Source organism: Legionella geestiana (genome assembly GCF_004571195.1).
GTDB classification, from domain to species: Bacteria; Pseudomonadota; Gammaproteobacteria; order Legionellales; family Legionellaceae; genus Legionella_B; species Legionella_B geestiana.
In genome coordinates, this window is record NZ_CP038271.1 from 2,441,230 (window position 1) to 2,456,709 (window position 15,480).

Sequence of the window (15,480 nt, forward strand, 5' to 3'; positions counted from 1 at the left end):
CCTCGCCCTAACCTTTTACACCCTCCTGACTCAGGGTGTGTGTCTGCAGCGCACACCCGGCCGTTCGGTACCCGCGGTAACGCGCGCGCCCGGCTTCTCGTGCCGCTTCCTCGCCACTGATAATTTCAATCACACGCTGAAACCGTCCATAGAATGCCGGGATGACGGCTGAAAGGTTCACAAGAATATCGTTGAACCCCCGTGGCTCGGCGAGACCAATTTGTACCGGCGGGGGGTAATCCGGGCCTTCACCCTGGAGATTATGCGGAATGAAACTCTGCGGCTTAAAAGTCCAGAGCGCTTCATCAAGCGTTTCCGCATCGGCTTCGGTGTCGCAGAAGACAAAGACCTGATGCTTTCGCAGCCAGGCCTTTTCAATCAGACGACAGATAACCTGCCAGCGCCCCTCAGGTGAGGGGTCTTCAAGCAGGTAAAAATCAACCCGCACGGGCGACATCGCGCAGTACCTCTATCAGCAGACTGACCGGGCGGCCGGTCGCTTCGCGGGATTTCCCGGATACCCACGCGGTACCGGCAATATCAAGGTGTGCCCATGGGTAATTTTTCGTGAAGCGCGAGAGAAAACAGGCGGCGGTGATACTGCCGGCCGCTCTGTCGCCCGCGGCATTTTGCAAATCAGCAATGGGGCTTTCCATGACTTCGCCGTATTCCGCGTCCATCGGCAGACGCCAGGCTTTGTCGCCCGATTGCCGGGCTGCCCGCTCAAGTCGCCCGGCAACCGTATCATCCGGTGTCATGAAGCCGGTTGTAAGGTGTCCGAGTGCGATGACCATGGCACCGGTAAGGGTGGCGATATCGAGCACAAAAGCCGGCTTAAAGCGCTCGGCATAGGTGAGCGCATCAGCAAGCACCAGACGCCCCTCGGCATCAGTGTTGGTTATTTCAATGGTGATACCTGAAGAGCTCGTGACTACGTCTCCGGGTTTTACCGCATTCCCGCTCGGCATGTTCTCTGCGCAGGCAAGAAGTCCAATAACGTTGATAGGAAGTTTTAAAAGGGCACAGGCGCGTAGTGTACCGAGCACACTGGCAGCGCCTGACATGTCAAACTTCATTTCTTCCATGCCAGCTGCGGGTTTAATGGAAATCCCACCGGAATCAAAGGTAATTCCCTTGCCAACGAGCACCACCGGGGGCGCTCCATCCGTGCCACCCTGATAGTGCATTTCTACGAGTACAGGCGGTGTCGCGCTTCCCTGGCCGACAGCGAGAAGCGCCCCCATTTTCATGGCTTCAAGTGCAGCTTTTTCATGAACCTTTGTAGTAATGGCTGAAAATTCTGCGGCGAGTGCTTCAGCTTCTTTTGCAAGATAGGAAGGCGTGCAGATATTCGCAGGCATATTGGCAAGTGTGCGGGCAAGGCGAATGCCTGAAGCGAGTGAGCTGCCCGTGGCAAGCGCATCACTGGAAGCGCCGTCAAGGACAATGGCGACTGATTCCAGTGCATGTACTTTTGCTTCCTGCTTGAAATCAAGCATCTGATAAAAGCGCGCCTCAAGCAGGCATATCATGTATTCCACCTGCCAGTTGGGTGTTTTGTCGGTGATTTGCGGCAGGCAGAGGGTAATGGAGCGAAAGCGCTGTTTAATGACAAATGCTGCAATTTCGCTTAAGCGTTTTTGCAGTGCAGAAAGCGTAAAATCAGACGCCTTGTCGCAGGCCACAAGGACGAGGCACTTTCCGTGAAAATCGGACTGCACCGCCATGTCACCCTTATCCTGAAGACGTGCTTGCAGGCGCTCGAGAAGCGGGCGGTCATCAGGCGCGAAGGCATCGCGCAGTGCGGGGGCGAGTGTTGCGGTTTCCGTGCCCAGAATGACACATTCGCTGCCTGCATCCAAAGGGCTTGTGACCAGTGTATACTGCATTATTACTTCCTGTCTGCTGAAAAAACTGATAGTTTACCTGAACTGGACAGCCTTGAAAACGCCACACGTGGAGCGGTAGTGCGAATCTTCCGATACCTTGCAAAAGAAGTGTTTGTGACCCTTGCATCACTGACAACCATTTTGATGCTCATTTTTATGAGCAACCAGTTTGTGCGCTATCTAAACCGCGCGGCCAGCGGCCAGTTTCCTGTCATGGCCATCCTGAAGCTCATGATGCTTGAACTCCCAAACCTGATGGGACTTTTACTGCCGCTTGGTTTTTTTATGGCGCTGCTCATCGCTTACGGACGCCTGTATGCGGAAAGCGAGATGACGGTGTTGCGCGCCTGTGGGTATGGTCAGGGGCAACTGTTGCGTCACAGCCTCTGGATGGCGGCGGTGGTAGCCGTGATTGTCGGGTGCATCATGATTTGGTTCAGCCCCGCCATTGCTGCCGAGCGCGCGCGTCTTTTACGCACGACAGGACTCCAGACATTGATTCAAACTGTGCCGCCGGGGAGTTTTCAGTCGGTTTCCCGTGGAAGGGATGTGTTTTACATTGAAGCCTTAAGTCGCGACCGCGCGTATGCGGAAAACGTGTTTCTGGCCCGCCAGACGCGCAAGGGGCGCAATATTCAATGGGATGTACTCTGGGCAGAGCGTGCCAATACCATGACTGACCCTGAGACACACGAAGACTTTGTCATCCTGAAAGACGGGCGCGCCTATGGCGGTGTTCCGGGGCTTGCAGCCTGGCAGCTTGCAACGTTCGAGAGCTACACCTTCAGATTGCCGCATCCGGTGATGGTTGACCGCGGTGATTTTCGCACGGCCGAAACCGCAAGCCTTCTGCCGCTTAATAACCCCGACCGGCGAAAAGCAGCCGAACTCCAATGGCGGCTCGCGGTTCCCATCATGGCGCTCGTCTTAACGCTCGTTGGTGTGCCGCTCAGCCGCGTCAATCCGCGTGCCGGGAAATTTGCAAGCCTTGTGCCGGCCATCGTTATCTATATCGTCTATGCCAATTTTATTTTTATTGCGCGCAACTGGATTATTTCAGGGAAACTGCCGGTATGGCTCGGGATGTGGTGGCTTCACCTTGCGGTAGCGCTCCTTGGCGTGTTTCTTTTCTGGCGCAATGAGAGGAATCCCGCATGAACCTGCTTGAAAAATACATTGCGAAAAACGTGCTGGGGGCAATTGCACTCGTTACGCTGATGCTTGCGGGTCTGCAGGTTTTTATTCTGCTGGTGAATCAGCTCGATGATTTAGGCAAGGGAAACTTTGGCATTGGGGAAGCGGCTGTTTACGTACTGCTGCAAACGCCTTATCAGGTGTATCTTTTTTTTCCGATGGCAAGCCTTCTTGGCTGCCTGACTGGTCTTGGCATCATGGCCAACCATCGGGAACTTCTGGTAATGCGCGCGGCCGGCATGAGCATTGGACAGGTGATTATTGCCGTTTTAAAGGCCGCTTTACTGCTTATTGTGCTTGTAACGGTTATAGGCGAGACGCTGGTGCCTGAACTTGCGCGCTATGCCAACGATCGACGTACGAATGCCATGAGCCGTGGTCAGGCGCTGCGAACCGCGCGCGGGGTATGGGTGCGGCAGGGCAATGATTTTGTGAACATTGCCCAGGTGTTGCCTGGAAATCGTCTGGTCATGGTCAATCAGTTCCATTTTGATGATGCACACGCCCTTGTGTTTGCACGTAATATCCGTGAAGTGCATCGTCTGGACAATGGCTGGCAGGCAACCGGTATTTCTGAAACTCGATTTGGAAAAGAGGGTACCAGTGTCGTGCAAAAGCCTACCGACACGTGGGATGTCATGCTCGATGCCAAAGTACTCGGTTTAAGCGGCACGGAGCCAGATGAGATGAGCCTTAAGGGGCTTCGAAATTACGTTCGTATTCAACACGCGAACCACCAGAATGCGCATCGCTATGAACTGGCTTTCTGGCAGCGGATTGGCGAGCCGTTTACAACGGTCGTGATGATGCTGCTGGCAATACCGTTCGTATTTGGCCCCCTGCGCCAGTCGAGCATGGGGTCAAAGTTTCTGGCCGGCGCTTCAGTGGGATTTGGATTTCACCTGATGAACCGCTTTTTTGGAGCCGTGAGTCAGGTTTTCCAATGGCCAGCTGAACTGGTGGCCTTTGGTCCAACGTGTTTTTTTGCGCTTCTTGGATTGTACCTCATGCGCCGTGTTCGTTAAAAAAAATTGAAAGCGTGCTTGACAGGGGCGGGGGTGGGCTATAGAATTCGTTTCACTTTGTAGGGGTCATAGCTCAGCTGGGAGAGCGCTTGCATGGCATGCAAGAGGTCGGCGGTTCGATCCCGCCTGGCTCCACCAAGAAGCCTGTTCGCAGGCTTATACACACCCTGAGGTCCCCATCGTCTAGAGGCCCAGGACACTGCCCTTTCACGGCGGTAACAGGGGTTCGAATCCCCTTGGGGACGCCACTTTTGGCGCTCTGCTCTGGTGTGTGATACAAAGTGCTGCTCCGGGTCCCCATCGTCTAGAGGCCCAGGACACTGCCCTTTCACGGCGGTAACAGGGGTTCGAATCCCCTTGGGGACGCCATCCTTTCACGAAGGATGGTATAATCTAAATTTTTCGTGCATTTAACAAGTTTTTCATAAGCCGCCCTTATCGTGGCGATATCCGATATCCGATATCCGATATCCGATATCCGATATCCGATATCCGATATCGGATGTTTTCTCATGCATCCATTCCCGCGCTTATCAGCGCAGGCTACGGTATTGTGCTGATTATTTACAATTGTGCGGTAGGCTGGGCTGAGCATGGCGAAGCCCGGCATCGGATATCGCCCGCCGGCCGGATGTTTTTTTCGCGCATCCTGTCCCGCGCTTATCAGCGCAGGCTACGGTATTGTGCTGATTATTTACAATTGTGCGGTAGGCTGGGCTGAGCACAGCGAAGCCCGGCATCGGATATCGCCCGCCGGCCGGATGTTTTTTTCGCGCATCCTGTCCCGCGCTTATCAGCGCGGGCTATGGTATTGTGCTGATTATTTACAATTGTGCGGTAGGCTGGGCTGAGCACAGCGAAGCCCGGCATCGGGTGTCGCCGCCGGCCGGGTGTTTTTTCGCGCATCTAGTCCCGCGCTTATCAGCGCAGGCTACGGTATTGCGCTGATTATTTACAATTGTGCGGTAGGCTGGGCTGAGCATGGCGAAGCCCGGCATCGGATATCGCCGCCGGCCGGGTGTTTTTTTCGCGCATCCTGTCCCGCGCTTATCAGCGCAGGCTACGGTATTGTGCTGATTATTTACAATTGTGCGGTAGGCTGGGCTGAGCACAGCGAAGCCCGGCATCGGATATCGCCCGCCGGCCGGATGTTTTTTTCGCGCATCCTGTCCCGCGCTTATCAGCGCAGGCTACGGCATTTATAGATAAAGCAACCACGTATCGGCTGGGCTGAGTGCCGCGAAGCATGGTATCGGGTGTCGTCTCAAGCATCCTGCGAGTTTGACTACAAACGCTCAAATATCGTTCGCGTGTTAAACCCAAACAATCGCTCGTGCATGCGGTGCGCGTATTCATCGGTCATGTTGGCGATGTAATCACACACCACGCGAAAGGCCGCATTTTCATCTGCCGCTTCGTGAAAGAGCGCGCGGTTTTTGGTATCGAGGAGACTGCCGGGGTTGGAGTTAATGGCTTCAAAAAGACGTAGAACCACCGTTTGACCGCCGTATTCAAAGGTGCGCGCTTCCTGGGAGTCAATGACATGGCGATGAATGCTGCGTTTCAGATAATCAAGCAGCCTGTCGGCTTCAGGAAGAAGGGCGAGGTTGTGCTTGAGCAGCGGGTTTTCAAAGGCTTCGTGCGTGGTAATGAGGCGCGTGCTCGTAATAAAATAATTCACCATCTCGCCAATGGCCTGCTTGCGCTGACAGGGTTCATCATCAAAAAGCAAGTCAACAAGCCGGGGCTGACTACTGATGAGCGGGGTTTCGCACAGTAAATCCCGAAATTCCGCTGTTTCAAGCTCATTGCGGTCGATGAGCTGAAGATGAATGGCATCCTCCAGGTCGTGTACGCCATAGGCAATGTCATCGGCTGCATCCATAATCGAGCAATCAAGACTTTTATAAGCCGATTTTCCGTGAACACGCCCTTCAGGTTTTCGCGCCAGCGACTGGAAGTGCTCCCGGTCACTCACCGATAAAGGCTCCAGCAGCCAGTCTACTTCCGCCTGTTCGCAGGCATAGTAGGCCTTTGGCGGAATCCAGTCGTTGATACGAATGGTTTTATGTGCGCTCGCTTCGGCACTGGCGCTCACAGGGGCTGCCACCTGTTCACGGTTTACGGGGTATTTCAGGATGCCAAGGAGTGAGCGGCGTGTTAAATCAAGCCCAAACGGGCCATAGGTGTTTTCAACCCGGGTTAAAAGGCGCAGGGTCTGGCCATTGCCCTCAAAGCCGCCGTGATTGCGCATCATGTAGTTAAGCGCCACTTCACCGCCATGGCCAAAAGGCGGATGGCCAATATCGTGCAGCAGGCAGATGACACTGGTCAGGTCGTCATCGGGCAGAAGGGCATGCAGTGGGTTGTCAATAAGCTGTGCGCCAAGGTTACGCACAATACTGCGCCCAATGGAGGCCACTTCGAGAGAATGGGTCAGGCGGGTGCGGTGAAAATCGCCTTCGTCGGTGCCTAGAATCTGCGTTTTCCGCTGCAGGCGGCGAAATGCCGGGCAGTGAATCACGCGCGTACGGTCGCGCTCATAGGGCGCGCGATGGTCTTCTCTGCCGCGTTGGTGCACTTGTCCGGAACGACGATGAGTCCACATGCAAAAGCCCGTTAAATGGTCAAATACGATACTTTATGGCATTCAAGAGCCGGAAACAAGGGGCTATTTACCCAGGGAAGGGTGTTCCTTCTAAAACGGAGCCGCAACTGTGACGGTTTTGAACTACCTCATGAAAAGCGCCGCCCTAAAGTTTTTTTCATTTCTGCAGATATAGAAGGAAAGTGTTAACGTTCTGGAGGATACCATGAACACGAAGCGCCTGCAGTGGATGGTGATTCTGCTGACCCTGTTTCTTGGAGGCTGCGTGCAGACCGGAGACAGCATGAATACGAATTACGGGGCTTACGAGCCGTCCATGTATCAGGGATACTCTTCGTCCTTCACCTACTACAATACAGAGTCTCCTGGCATGCGCATGCCTGAAGCCAATCTGGTGCAGCAACCGGCATGGACAGGAGCGGCGGCTGCCACGCCTGTGTCTTCCCGCGATGTGGACACGGCCTGGGTGCAGCAGCAGAATCCAACCGGCTACACCATTGAAATTGCTGATGGCGAAAAGGCTTCAACGGTGGCAAGGCAATTGCAAAGTGCGCCCAAAGCTGACAGGCGTGCGCAAATTCGTTACCAGAACAACGGTAAATCCTGGTACCGCGGGGTATATGGAAGTTTTGCAAGTCGCGAAGCGGCAGAGAACGCGCTTCGAAACATGCCGCCATCCCTTCAGTCAAAAGCCAGTGTGCGCCGCTGGTCGGATGTGCAGTAGGGCAGTTGCAACTTCTGCGCCTTCAGGTACTATGAACACAATCTTCCTAAAGGATTGGGTCGTATGAAGTATCTGTTTCTGGCGGTTTTAGGGTTTCAGAGCGCGGTTTTTGCAGGCGCAGAAGTCTGCGAAGCCACTCTTGAAAAGCCCTGTATTGTTCAGGATTCTTCGCAGGCCAGCCAGCCGATTACCGCTCTCAGGGATTTGCAGATGATTAGCGACTGGTACCCCGGCAATACCAGGGGGATTGAAGTGCTGCACGCTTCAGCCAGTGCGCAGCCCTCCGCCAGCGGCTGGATGGATATCGCACATTATCTCGCGACACTGGCTGATGCTGCCGACAAACAGGTACTGGTGCTTGATTTGCGCCAGGAAATCCATGGCTATCTCAATGGCAGTGCCATCACGCTTTCTGACCGCTTTAACTGGATAAATCTTGGGAAAACTGCCACTGAGGGCGCATTAGCAGAAGTGCAATGGCTGGAGGGGCTGGCATCGAGCGAGGTGGTCGAGAACGTGCTGAGCGTGCGCCAGTTTCGTCGCCACGAATTTGATGCAGGCGTCAGCGTATCTGTTGAGCGCGTGCAGCAGGAACCTGAGCTGTTTTTGCCTTTAAACTGGCGCGCACTTCGTTTACCGGTCACGGACCACCGCGCCCCGCTTGATGAAACCGTTGACCGCTTTGTAAGCCTTGTTGATTCACTGCCAGAAAATACCTGGCTGCATCTGCACTGTCGAGGCGGCAAGGGGCGCACGACCACATTCCTGGCACTTCTTGACATGTTAAAAAATGCTGATAAGGCCTCGTTTGAAGACATTATCGAACGCCAGGCATCTATCCCGCCGTTTTATGACCTTTCGCAGATTGTGCGCGAAAACCCGGAACTTACGCCCTGGTATTATGAGCGCCTGCGCTTTCTCCAGCGTTTTTATGCCTTTGCACATGAGCGCTTTGAAGGTTACGAGGGGAGCTGGACGGCATGGAAGCGCAGCCACCCGGAAGTTAATGCTGAAAAATTGACATAAAATGGATAATTGGCGTATTATTTGAACTAATAACGTTCATTTATCTGGGTGAGTCATGCCCTTTTTCAGTGAGTAAAACGGTATGAGAGCAAATGAAGAGCTGTCGCCTAAGCAGATTACTATTGGTGTAGTTAAACAATACCTTGCAGAAGGGTATTTTTTTCTTCCAACTAAAATGAGTTTGATTTTCAGGGATTGGGATGGATTTAATTCTGAAACCAGGAATAAACTTCTCGACTCTTTCAAGAACACATTGGTTTCTGACGCCGAAATAAAGGGGCCTGATAATATAGTGTCCTCATCCTCATCCTCATCCTCTTCTGACCCGGCATCTATTGGAATAAAGCTTAGAGAATTTGATGAGACTTTATATTTCCATCCTGGCTTAAAAGTGCATTATTCAGGAATTTTAGAAAACAAGGGCGAGCATGATGACACCCCAGGAGAAGATTCTCAAAAAACGCTTGCTCAGGCTTTAGAAATAGATGCTTTGAAGGATACTTTATTTATTCTTAGTCCTCTACCTCTGCCTTCTGAGGTATTATCTTTCGAGGATAATGACCAAGAAGATGATGGCTCGCGTGAATTTTATTTATCGCAAACTAAAAATATGGAACAAGGGGCGAAAGTTAATGCGTTATTTGTAAAATTCTCCTTGGAGCTGCTCACCAAAAAATATCCGAAATCCTCCGATGAATATAAACTCATAGAAAACGAGCTGCTATTGCAAAGCAATACACCAGAAGCAGCTGAAGAAAGGAAGACATTTCGCAATGAAACTATTTGGAGTGGGATTGATCTTGACCGATGTTATGATTTTGTAACTACTTTTTATGAAGCATTTTCACGCTTAGAAGAAAAAAAACAAAAATTTCAAGCTTCAGATCCAGATGCCGCAGAGGCAATTAGAAATATGCAGGATAGTCTTACACAAAAAATTGACGCCTATGTTCAAGGTAATTTGAATAACGAAGACTTTTATAGCCAATGCATGGCAATTCTTGATGATGAACGTATACGCCAGCCTCTCGAAAAACACCGAGGTTGTGCGGGAATTTTCAGCGGCCTGACACGGGTGTTAAGTAATTTCGCGGCGCTCTTTGGTTTTCGTACGGACTCCGCTAAGAAACTCGATGCACTTAAGGAGGAGCTTGCGGCATTGACAGGGCACCCCAGTCCTGAAGCGCAGCGCACAGAAGAATTTTTTGATCGTCTGGGCAATTTTGATATGGATGGTCCAGGTTCCCGCCGCTGATAATACTTAAGACAGGCGCACCACGCCAAAAGTGCTGGTTCCCCGCCTGCGCGGGGATGACACCGTTAAACATCCTAACGATTATCTTTCCTGCATGGTATTATTTTGCGCTAATATGTAATCAAATTGATAAATTTGTACTTTTAAATTATTATAAATTATACGGATTGACGTTTTTTTGTGTGAAACGTTATCACGCCCTTAAGACCATGGAGCAAAAGGCATGGGTAAAAACGCTCAAGATATGTCGAGGAAGAAGGATTTGGTACGGAAACTTGAACCTCTTACCGATGGGCATTTTTCCCTTTCCACTGAAATGCGTGCAATTTTTAGTGACTGGGATGGGGCCGATGCAGATGAAAGGAACCGCCGTTACCTGTTTCTGCGCAGCACAAGATTCAATCAAACGGAAACTTCTCAATCTGAGAATCAACTTACTGAAGTCAGGCGCACAATCGGTAAGGAGTCTATTTCGGTAACACCTCGTGCACTTGAAATTTTTAAAAAAAACCCTGATAAATCCATGGCTGAAGCAGTAGAAACCGAGCCTCTAAAAAAAGCGTTGGATGCAACAGTTGAATTGCCGGAAGAAGCGCGCAATATTGACGCACTGTTTCTTAAGCTCTGCTCTGAACATCTCAACTCTACCTGCTCGAAGGGCTCTTATAAATATTCACAAATGGAAAGCACGCATCTTCAACTAAAAACACCGGAGGAGCGGGAAGCTTTTTACAATAAAATATGGCAGGGAGTTGATGTTGAACGGTACCATGATGTGGCACGAGGGTTTTATGCGTCATTGTCACGTTTGGATGAGAAAATTAAAACGTCAAAGCCTGTTGCCAGAGGGGCACTCGAAACCTTGCGGAATCAGCTTTCAGAAAACATTGAACACTATGTTAACGGCACCATTAATACACAAACATTCTATGAGCAGTCCCATCAGGCAATTCGAGCGGCACGCCCCACCCTCGAAACACACCGCGGTTGTGCGGGGATTTTGAGCGACCTGACACGGGCTCTAAGTAATTTCGCGGCACTCTTTGGTTTTCGTACTGACTCCGTCAAAAAACTCGATGCGCTTAAAGATGAACTTGAGAAAGTAAAAGGCGTCATTGGTGCTACAGATGCCCGTATAGTCGATTCATCTGACCATAGCGGTCCCACTCGCCGCGGATAATACCAACGACAGGCGCACCACACCTGCGGTGTCGGTGCGTTCCGCGCTGAACTCGCGAATCGTAAACGCAAAACGCTCACTGAGTTTCCAAAGCCAGCTGACAAACGGGTTAAACGGCACTTTATCGCAGCCCAGCTGAATATTGCCGCTGGCAGTTTGTTGAATCTGGCAGGGGAAGCTTTTGAATTCGCCGCCGGCGAGCATGGAAGCCATCTCCGCGAGCAGCTGGTTGCTCGAAAGTGTTTTGACAGTGGTGTTGGCGGGATTATTTTTTCGCACCGTTTCCATATATGCGAGTGTCTCCTGCTTCTCCACAAGTGCCTCGCGGGCATTGATGGTCTTTGTCAGGAGGGGGTTAAATACCAGCATATAAAAAAGCCAGATAACCGTGAGCACGGTCGCCCCAATCACCATGAGGCGCTCCCTCAGACTGAGATTTTGGAAAGGATTTTTAATCATTTCAGCTCCAGAGTCGCCAAGACCTTCCCTTCGTGCGATGCGGCCTCAGTCTGGGTGACGCTGCCGCCCTGGCGGCGCAGGAGGTTTTCGATGGCCTCAAGCGTACTGAAATCATTGCACAAAAACGTTACTGAAAGGCCGGGCGCGCGATATCGCAATTGCTGAATATCAAAGGATTGCCCGCTGCGTGCGCGTGCGAGGCGCTCAAGCAGCCCCCAAAGACTCGTACCCGCCTGCCCATCATGTGCTTTCAGCCATTGACTGACCCGAAAACGCGGGCTGATTATCACTTTGGCTTCAGGAAAAAAACTGCGGTAGAGGGTGGCGATTTTGGTATCGAGTGCTTCACCCTGCACATTGAGGCGGTGCAGTTCAAAAAGTTTCATCCCGATAAATCCTGTGATGAGGAGCGCTCCAAGTACGCCCGCCAGCTGATAGAGCCGTACTGCGAGTTTGGGAGTAGATGTTTTTCGCAGATTTCCCTGGCAAAGATTAATCCCAGGTGCCTCATAGAGCCTCGTCGCTACAAACGTATAAAAATCAGTGTTTTGTAACACACTGTCGCTGACTTGAATTTCAGGATTGCTGTCGGAAAACGTATACACCAGTGTTTCAATGGGTCGGCTGGCGGAATAGAGGGGAACCATCTCTGGACTGAGTGCGCCATTGAATGTGGCATCATGCACCAGAAGATGATGAACACCTGCGCAGGCTTCCCCGGGTTTTAGCGCAAACCAGTCGAGCGTGAGGCTGTCAGGCAGGATTCCGGCGGTTTCGAGTTTTTCGAGGGTGTTGGTAATTTCTGAATTCGCACCAGCCACCACGAGGAACTGCCCATTGGCATAGTGGGCACGGTCAAAGGCAAAGTGCAGCGTTTCTACCGGCTGAGCAAGCCGTTCTTCAAGCGCAAAGGGAAGAGCGGCGCGCACTTTCTGCTCGCCAATTGGCGGCAGCTCGACGGTAAGGATGCTGAAGGTCTCAGCACCCATGACGGCGATGCATCGTGCGTTGGCCGCCAGTTGCACAATCTCTGCAAACGGACGGCGCATTAACGGGGCATTGATCTGTCCCTTGTCATCAAGACCGATGCACAGCGCATCTGTTTCGGTCAGTGTTTCCGTAAAGAGGTAGCAAAAAGGCATCCGTTCTTCCCCATCATCCGTACAGGCGTTTTTGCCCATCCTCCAGCTGTTTCGACAGCAGGTAGACCACCAGTGCATACTGCGGGCTGCTGTTATAGCGCGTTATCACATAAAAATTCGGAAACCCTACCCAGTATTCTTCTCCACTGGATGTCAGGAGTTCGATAAGTCCGGCTTTTTCAGGATGCCGCCAGGGCGGTGTGGTTGGGCGTATACCAAGGCGCGCCAGTGCTTTTGTGGAATATTCCGCCGTGCGCGTATTTGTGGCAACCCGCTTATAGGCACTGCCTCGAATGCGAGCGGGCTGGGCGATGGCCTCACCGCGCTTCCAGCCGTGTTTTTGCAGGTAATTACCAATACTTGCTATTACATCGGCATCGTCATTGCGTAAATCTTTTTTACCGGTGCCGGAATAGTCAACCGCAAACGCGCGATAGCTGCTCGGCATGAACTGTGGCTTGCCAATGGCGCCCGCATACGAGCCGAGATAATCACCTGGCGCTACTTTTTGTTCACGACAGAGTTGCAGGTATTCCGCGAGTTCCTTACGGAAAAAAGGAGCGCGCTTGGGGTAGTCAAACGCCAGGGTTGCGAGCGCATCCAGCACGCGGTAGCTTCCCTGATTCTGGCCATAACGCGTTTCTACACCGATGATGGCAACAATGATGGATGCCGGTACGCCAAATTCTTTTTCAGCTTTTTTTAAGGTATTGCGATTGGCTTTCCAGAATGCCAGTCCACCCTCCAGACGCTCAGGCGTTAGAAACAGCTGCTGGTAAATGTCCCAGGTTTTTTTCTCATAAGGTTTTTCCATGGATTCGATAATCTGTGGCTGGGTCACAACAGACGCCATGGTTTGAGTCAGGGCAGCATTGTCAAAGCCATGCGTGCGCACCATTTCCCCGATAAACTGGCGCACATCCGGGCGCGCTGCAAAACCTGCATCGGCGCGGGCGGGCAGAGAAACCAGTGTGCAGAAGAGAATGATGAGCGGGAAAAAAAGCGTTCGTTGCATGGTGAAAATCATCGGTGAAGAGAAAGACTCTATTGTAGCGAAAGGGGGGGTAATAGCAATGGCTTTGCCGTTTGGCTCTTGAGTCGTCCTACTTTCTGGAACCGTGCAAATAGGCTAGAATAGCCGGATTTACCCCCAGGTGCCTTCTTGTGAGTGATTTGTCGCATATCCGTAATTTTTCCATCATCGCCCATATCGACCATGGCAAGTCGACGCTGGCGGACCGCTTTATACAACTGTGCGGCGGCCTTTCCGACCGGGAAATGGCGGCACAGGTGCTCGATTCCATGGACATCGAGCGGGAGCGCGGGATTACCATCAAGGCACAGAGCGTATCCTTAAATTATAAGGGGCGTGACGGTAAAACCTGGCTTTTGAACTTTATTGACACTCCGGGGCACGTGGACTTCAGCTATGAAGTTTCTCGCTCGCTCGCTGCCTGCGAAGGCGCGATTCTGGTGGTGGATGCCGGTCAGGGGGTTGAGGCTCAGACGGTGGCCGTGTGTTACACCGCCATTGATCAGGGCCTTGAGGTGCTGCCGGTTCTTAATAAAATTGACCTGCCTCAGGCAGAGCCTGAACGGGTGATTGAAGAAATAGGCGATATCATTGGTATTGATGCGACGGATGCGATTCGCACAAGTGCTAAAACTGGCTTTGGCGTTGAAGATGTGCTGGAAGCACTGGTCAAGCACATTCCGCCGCCGCTCGGCGATATTGACGCGCCTTTGCAGGCGCTTATTATTGATTCCTGGTTTGACAGTTATCTGGGCGTAGTATCGCTCGTGCGCATTGTTAACGGTGCGCTCAGAAAGGGTGACAAAATGCTCGTGATGTCGACCGGCAAGGTGCATGAAGTTGACCAGGTCGGCATTTTTACGCCCAAACGCACGCCTAAAGACGTGTTGCAGGCGGGAGAAGTAGGCTACGTGGTTGCAGGTATTAAGGAAATTCGCGGTGCGCCTGTGGGCGATACCCTGACCCTCGATAAAAAGCGTGCGACTGAATCATTGCCTGGCTTTCAGCGGGTGAAGCCGCAGGTCTATGCCGGTCTTTTTCCCATCAGCGCGGATGACTTTGAAGCGTTTCGCGAGGCGCTCGCAAAGCTCAGCCTTAACGATGCTTCACTTTTTTATGAGCCAGAATCGTCCGAAGCGCTTGGTTTTGGTTTTCGCTGCGGGTTTCTTGGCATGCTGCACATGGAAATCATTCAGGAACGCCTTGAGCGCGAATACAATCTGGATTTGATTTCAACCGCACCCACCGTGGTGTATGAAGTGCTGAACACCAAAGGTGAGAAGCTGCGCGTTGACAATCCCTCGCACCTGCCGCCTGTTTCCCAGATTAAAGAAATGTATGAGCCCATTGCGCGCGCTAACATTCTTGTGCCCTCGGAATACCTTGGGCAGGTAATGACGCTGTGTGTTGAGCGGCGTGGCGTACAGGTGAACATGACCTACAGCGGTCGCCAGGTGTCTGTTACCTGGGATTTGCCAATGAGTGAAGTGGTTTCGGATTTTTTTGACCGGCTGAAGTCGGTCAGTCGTGGCTATGCTTCACTAGATTACAACTTTATCCGTTTTGAAGTCGCGCCACTGGTAAAAATGGACGTGCTGATTAATGGCGAAAAAGTTGATGCGCTGGCAGCCATTGTGCACCGCGACAGCGCGCACTCGCGCGGCAAGGCGCTTGTGGAAAAAATGCGCGAGCTTATTCCGCGCCAGATGTTTGATGTGGCGATTCAGGCGGCACTCGGTAACAACATTATTGCCCGTCAGACCGTGAAGGCGCTTCGCAAGAACGTGACGGCAAAATGTTATGGCGGTGACGTAAGCCGCAAGCGCAAGTTGCTTGAAAAGCAGAAAGCGGGTAAAAAGCGCATGAAACAGGTGGGGCACGTGGAAATTCCGCAGGAAGCATTTATGGCGGTGTTTCAGACTGACAGAAAGAAATAGGATAGTCG

Annotated in this window: 13 protein-coding genes and 3 tRNA genes; 10 read left to right on the plus strand and 6 right to left on the minus strand. The window is 52.0% G+C overall.

What is annotated here, in order from left to right; all coding sequences use genetic code 11:
* Nucleotides 1–7 precede the first annotated feature (7 nt).
* A complete protein-coding gene (locus E4T54_RS10920; protein ID WP_028387390.1) occupies nt 8–457 on the minus strand; it encodes a DNA polymerase III subunit chi in 450 nt (149 codons plus the stop codon).
* Nucleotides 438–1,889: a leucyl aminopeptidase gene (locus tag E4T54_RS10925; protein WP_028387389.1), complete on the minus strand. Its 1,452-nt coding sequence runs from the start codon at nt 1,887–1,889 to the stop codon at nt 438–440. Before E4T54_RS10925 ends, E4T54_RS10920 begins: the two co-directional genes overlap by 20 nt.
* 78 nt (nt 1,890–1,967) lie before the next feature.
* Between E4T54_RS10925 and lptF the strand changes: the two genes are divergently transcribed.
* From lptF to E4T54_RS10950, 5 genes are all read left to right on the plus strand, one after another.
* Nucleotides 1,968–3,047 (plus strand): LPS export ABC transporter permease LptF, encoded by a 1,080-nt coding sequence (gene lptF, locus E4T54_RS10930; RefSeq protein ID WP_028387388.1) that lies wholly within the window; start codon nt 1,968–1,970, stop codon nt 3,045–3,047.
* On the plus strand, nt 3,044–4,108 hold the full coding sequence (gene lptG, locus E4T54_RS10935) for an LPS export ABC transporter permease LptG (protein ID WP_028387387.1): 1,065 nt from the start codon (nt 3,044–3,046) through the stop codon (nt 4,106–4,108). The genes lptF and lptG overlap by 4 nt, the downstream gene beginning before the upstream one ends.
* Nucleotides 4,109–4,170: 62 nt before the next feature.
* Nucleotides 4,171–4,246: transfer RNA gene (locus E4T54_RS10940), tRNA-Ala, on the plus strand.
* A 34-nt stretch (nt 4,247–4,280) separates the two neighbouring features.
* A tRNA-Glu gene (locus E4T54_RS10945) sits at nt 4,281–4,356 on the plus strand.
* A gap of 45 nt (nt 4,357–4,401) precedes the next feature.
* Nucleotides 4,402–4,477, plus strand: a tRNA-Glu gene (locus E4T54_RS10950).
* 916 nt (nt 4,478–5,393) lie between these two features.
* On the opposite strand, the gene E4T54_RS10955 is transcribed toward E4T54_RS10950, so the two are convergent.
* Nucleotides 5,394–6,716, minus strand: coding sequence for an anti-phage deoxyguanosine triphosphatase (locus tag E4T54_RS10955; RefSeq protein WP_028387386.1), 1,323 nt, complete (start codon nt 6,714–6,716; stop codon nt 5,394–5,396).
* A 205-nt stretch (nt 6,717–6,921) separates the two neighbouring features.
* Here E4T54_RS10955 and E4T54_RS10960 point away from each other — a divergent pair, with 205 nt between their 5' ends.
* The 4 genes from E4T54_RS10960 (at nt 6,922) to E4T54_RS10975 (ending at nt 10,901) form a co-directional block, all read left to right on the plus strand.
* Nucleotides 6,922–7,440, plus strand: coding sequence for an SPOR domain-containing protein (locus tag E4T54_RS10960; protein WP_051551065.1), 519 nt, complete (start codon nt 6,922–6,924; stop codon nt 7,438–7,440).
* A 63-nt stretch (nt 7,441–7,503) separates the two neighbouring features.
* Nucleotides 7,504–8,466, plus strand: coding sequence for a phosphatase domain-containing protein (locus E4T54_RS10965; protein WP_028387385.1), 963 nt, complete (start codon nt 7,504–7,506; stop codon nt 8,464–8,466).
* Between the two features lie 82 nt (nt 8,467–8,548).
* Nucleotides 8,549–9,721 (plus strand): hypothetical protein, encoded by a 1,173-nt coding sequence (locus tag E4T54_RS10970; protein ID WP_028387384.1) that lies wholly within the window; start codon nt 8,549–8,551, stop codon nt 9,719–9,721.
* Between the two features lie 262 nt (nt 9,722–9,983).
* On the plus strand, nt 9,984–10,901 hold the full coding sequence (locus E4T54_RS10975) for a hypothetical protein (RefSeq protein ID WP_135100417.1): 918 nt from the start codon (nt 9,984–9,986) through the stop codon (nt 10,899–10,901).
* On the opposite strand, the gene gspM is transcribed toward E4T54_RS10975, so the two are convergent.
* The 3 genes from gspM to mltB are packed head-to-tail and all read right to left on the minus strand — an operon-like array spanning nt 10,866 to nt 13,517.
* The gene (gene gspM / locus E4T54_RS10980; RefSeq protein WP_028387382.1) at nt 10,866–11,360 is read right to left on the minus strand and encodes a type II secretion system protein GspM; all 495 of its coding nucleotides are present in this window, start codon (nt 11,358–11,360) and stop codon (nt 10,866–10,868) included. The genes E4T54_RS10975 and gspM overlap by 36 nt on opposite strands.
* Complete coding sequence (gene gspL / locus E4T54_RS10985; RefSeq protein WP_165476900.1) at nt 11,357–12,502, minus strand: type II secretion system protein GspL; 1,146 nt, start codon at nt 12,500–12,502, stop codon at nt 11,357–11,359. The genes gspM and gspL overlap by 4 nt, the downstream gene beginning before the upstream one ends.
* Nucleotides 12,503–12,515: 13 nt before the next feature.
* Entirely contained in the window at nt 12,516–13,517 is a 1,002-nt protein-coding gene (gene mltB / locus E4T54_RS10990; protein ID WP_028387380.1) for a lytic murein transglycosylase B, read from the minus strand.
* Nucleotides 13,518–13,636: 119 nt separating this feature from the next.
* Between mltB and lepA the strand changes: the two genes are divergently transcribed.
* Complete coding sequence (lepA, locus tag E4T54_RS10995; RefSeq protein ID WP_238582802.1) at nt 13,637–15,472, plus strand: translation elongation factor 4; 1,836 nt, start codon at nt 13,637–13,639, stop codon at nt 15,470–15,472.
* Nucleotides 15,473–15,480: the final 8 nt, after the last annotated feature.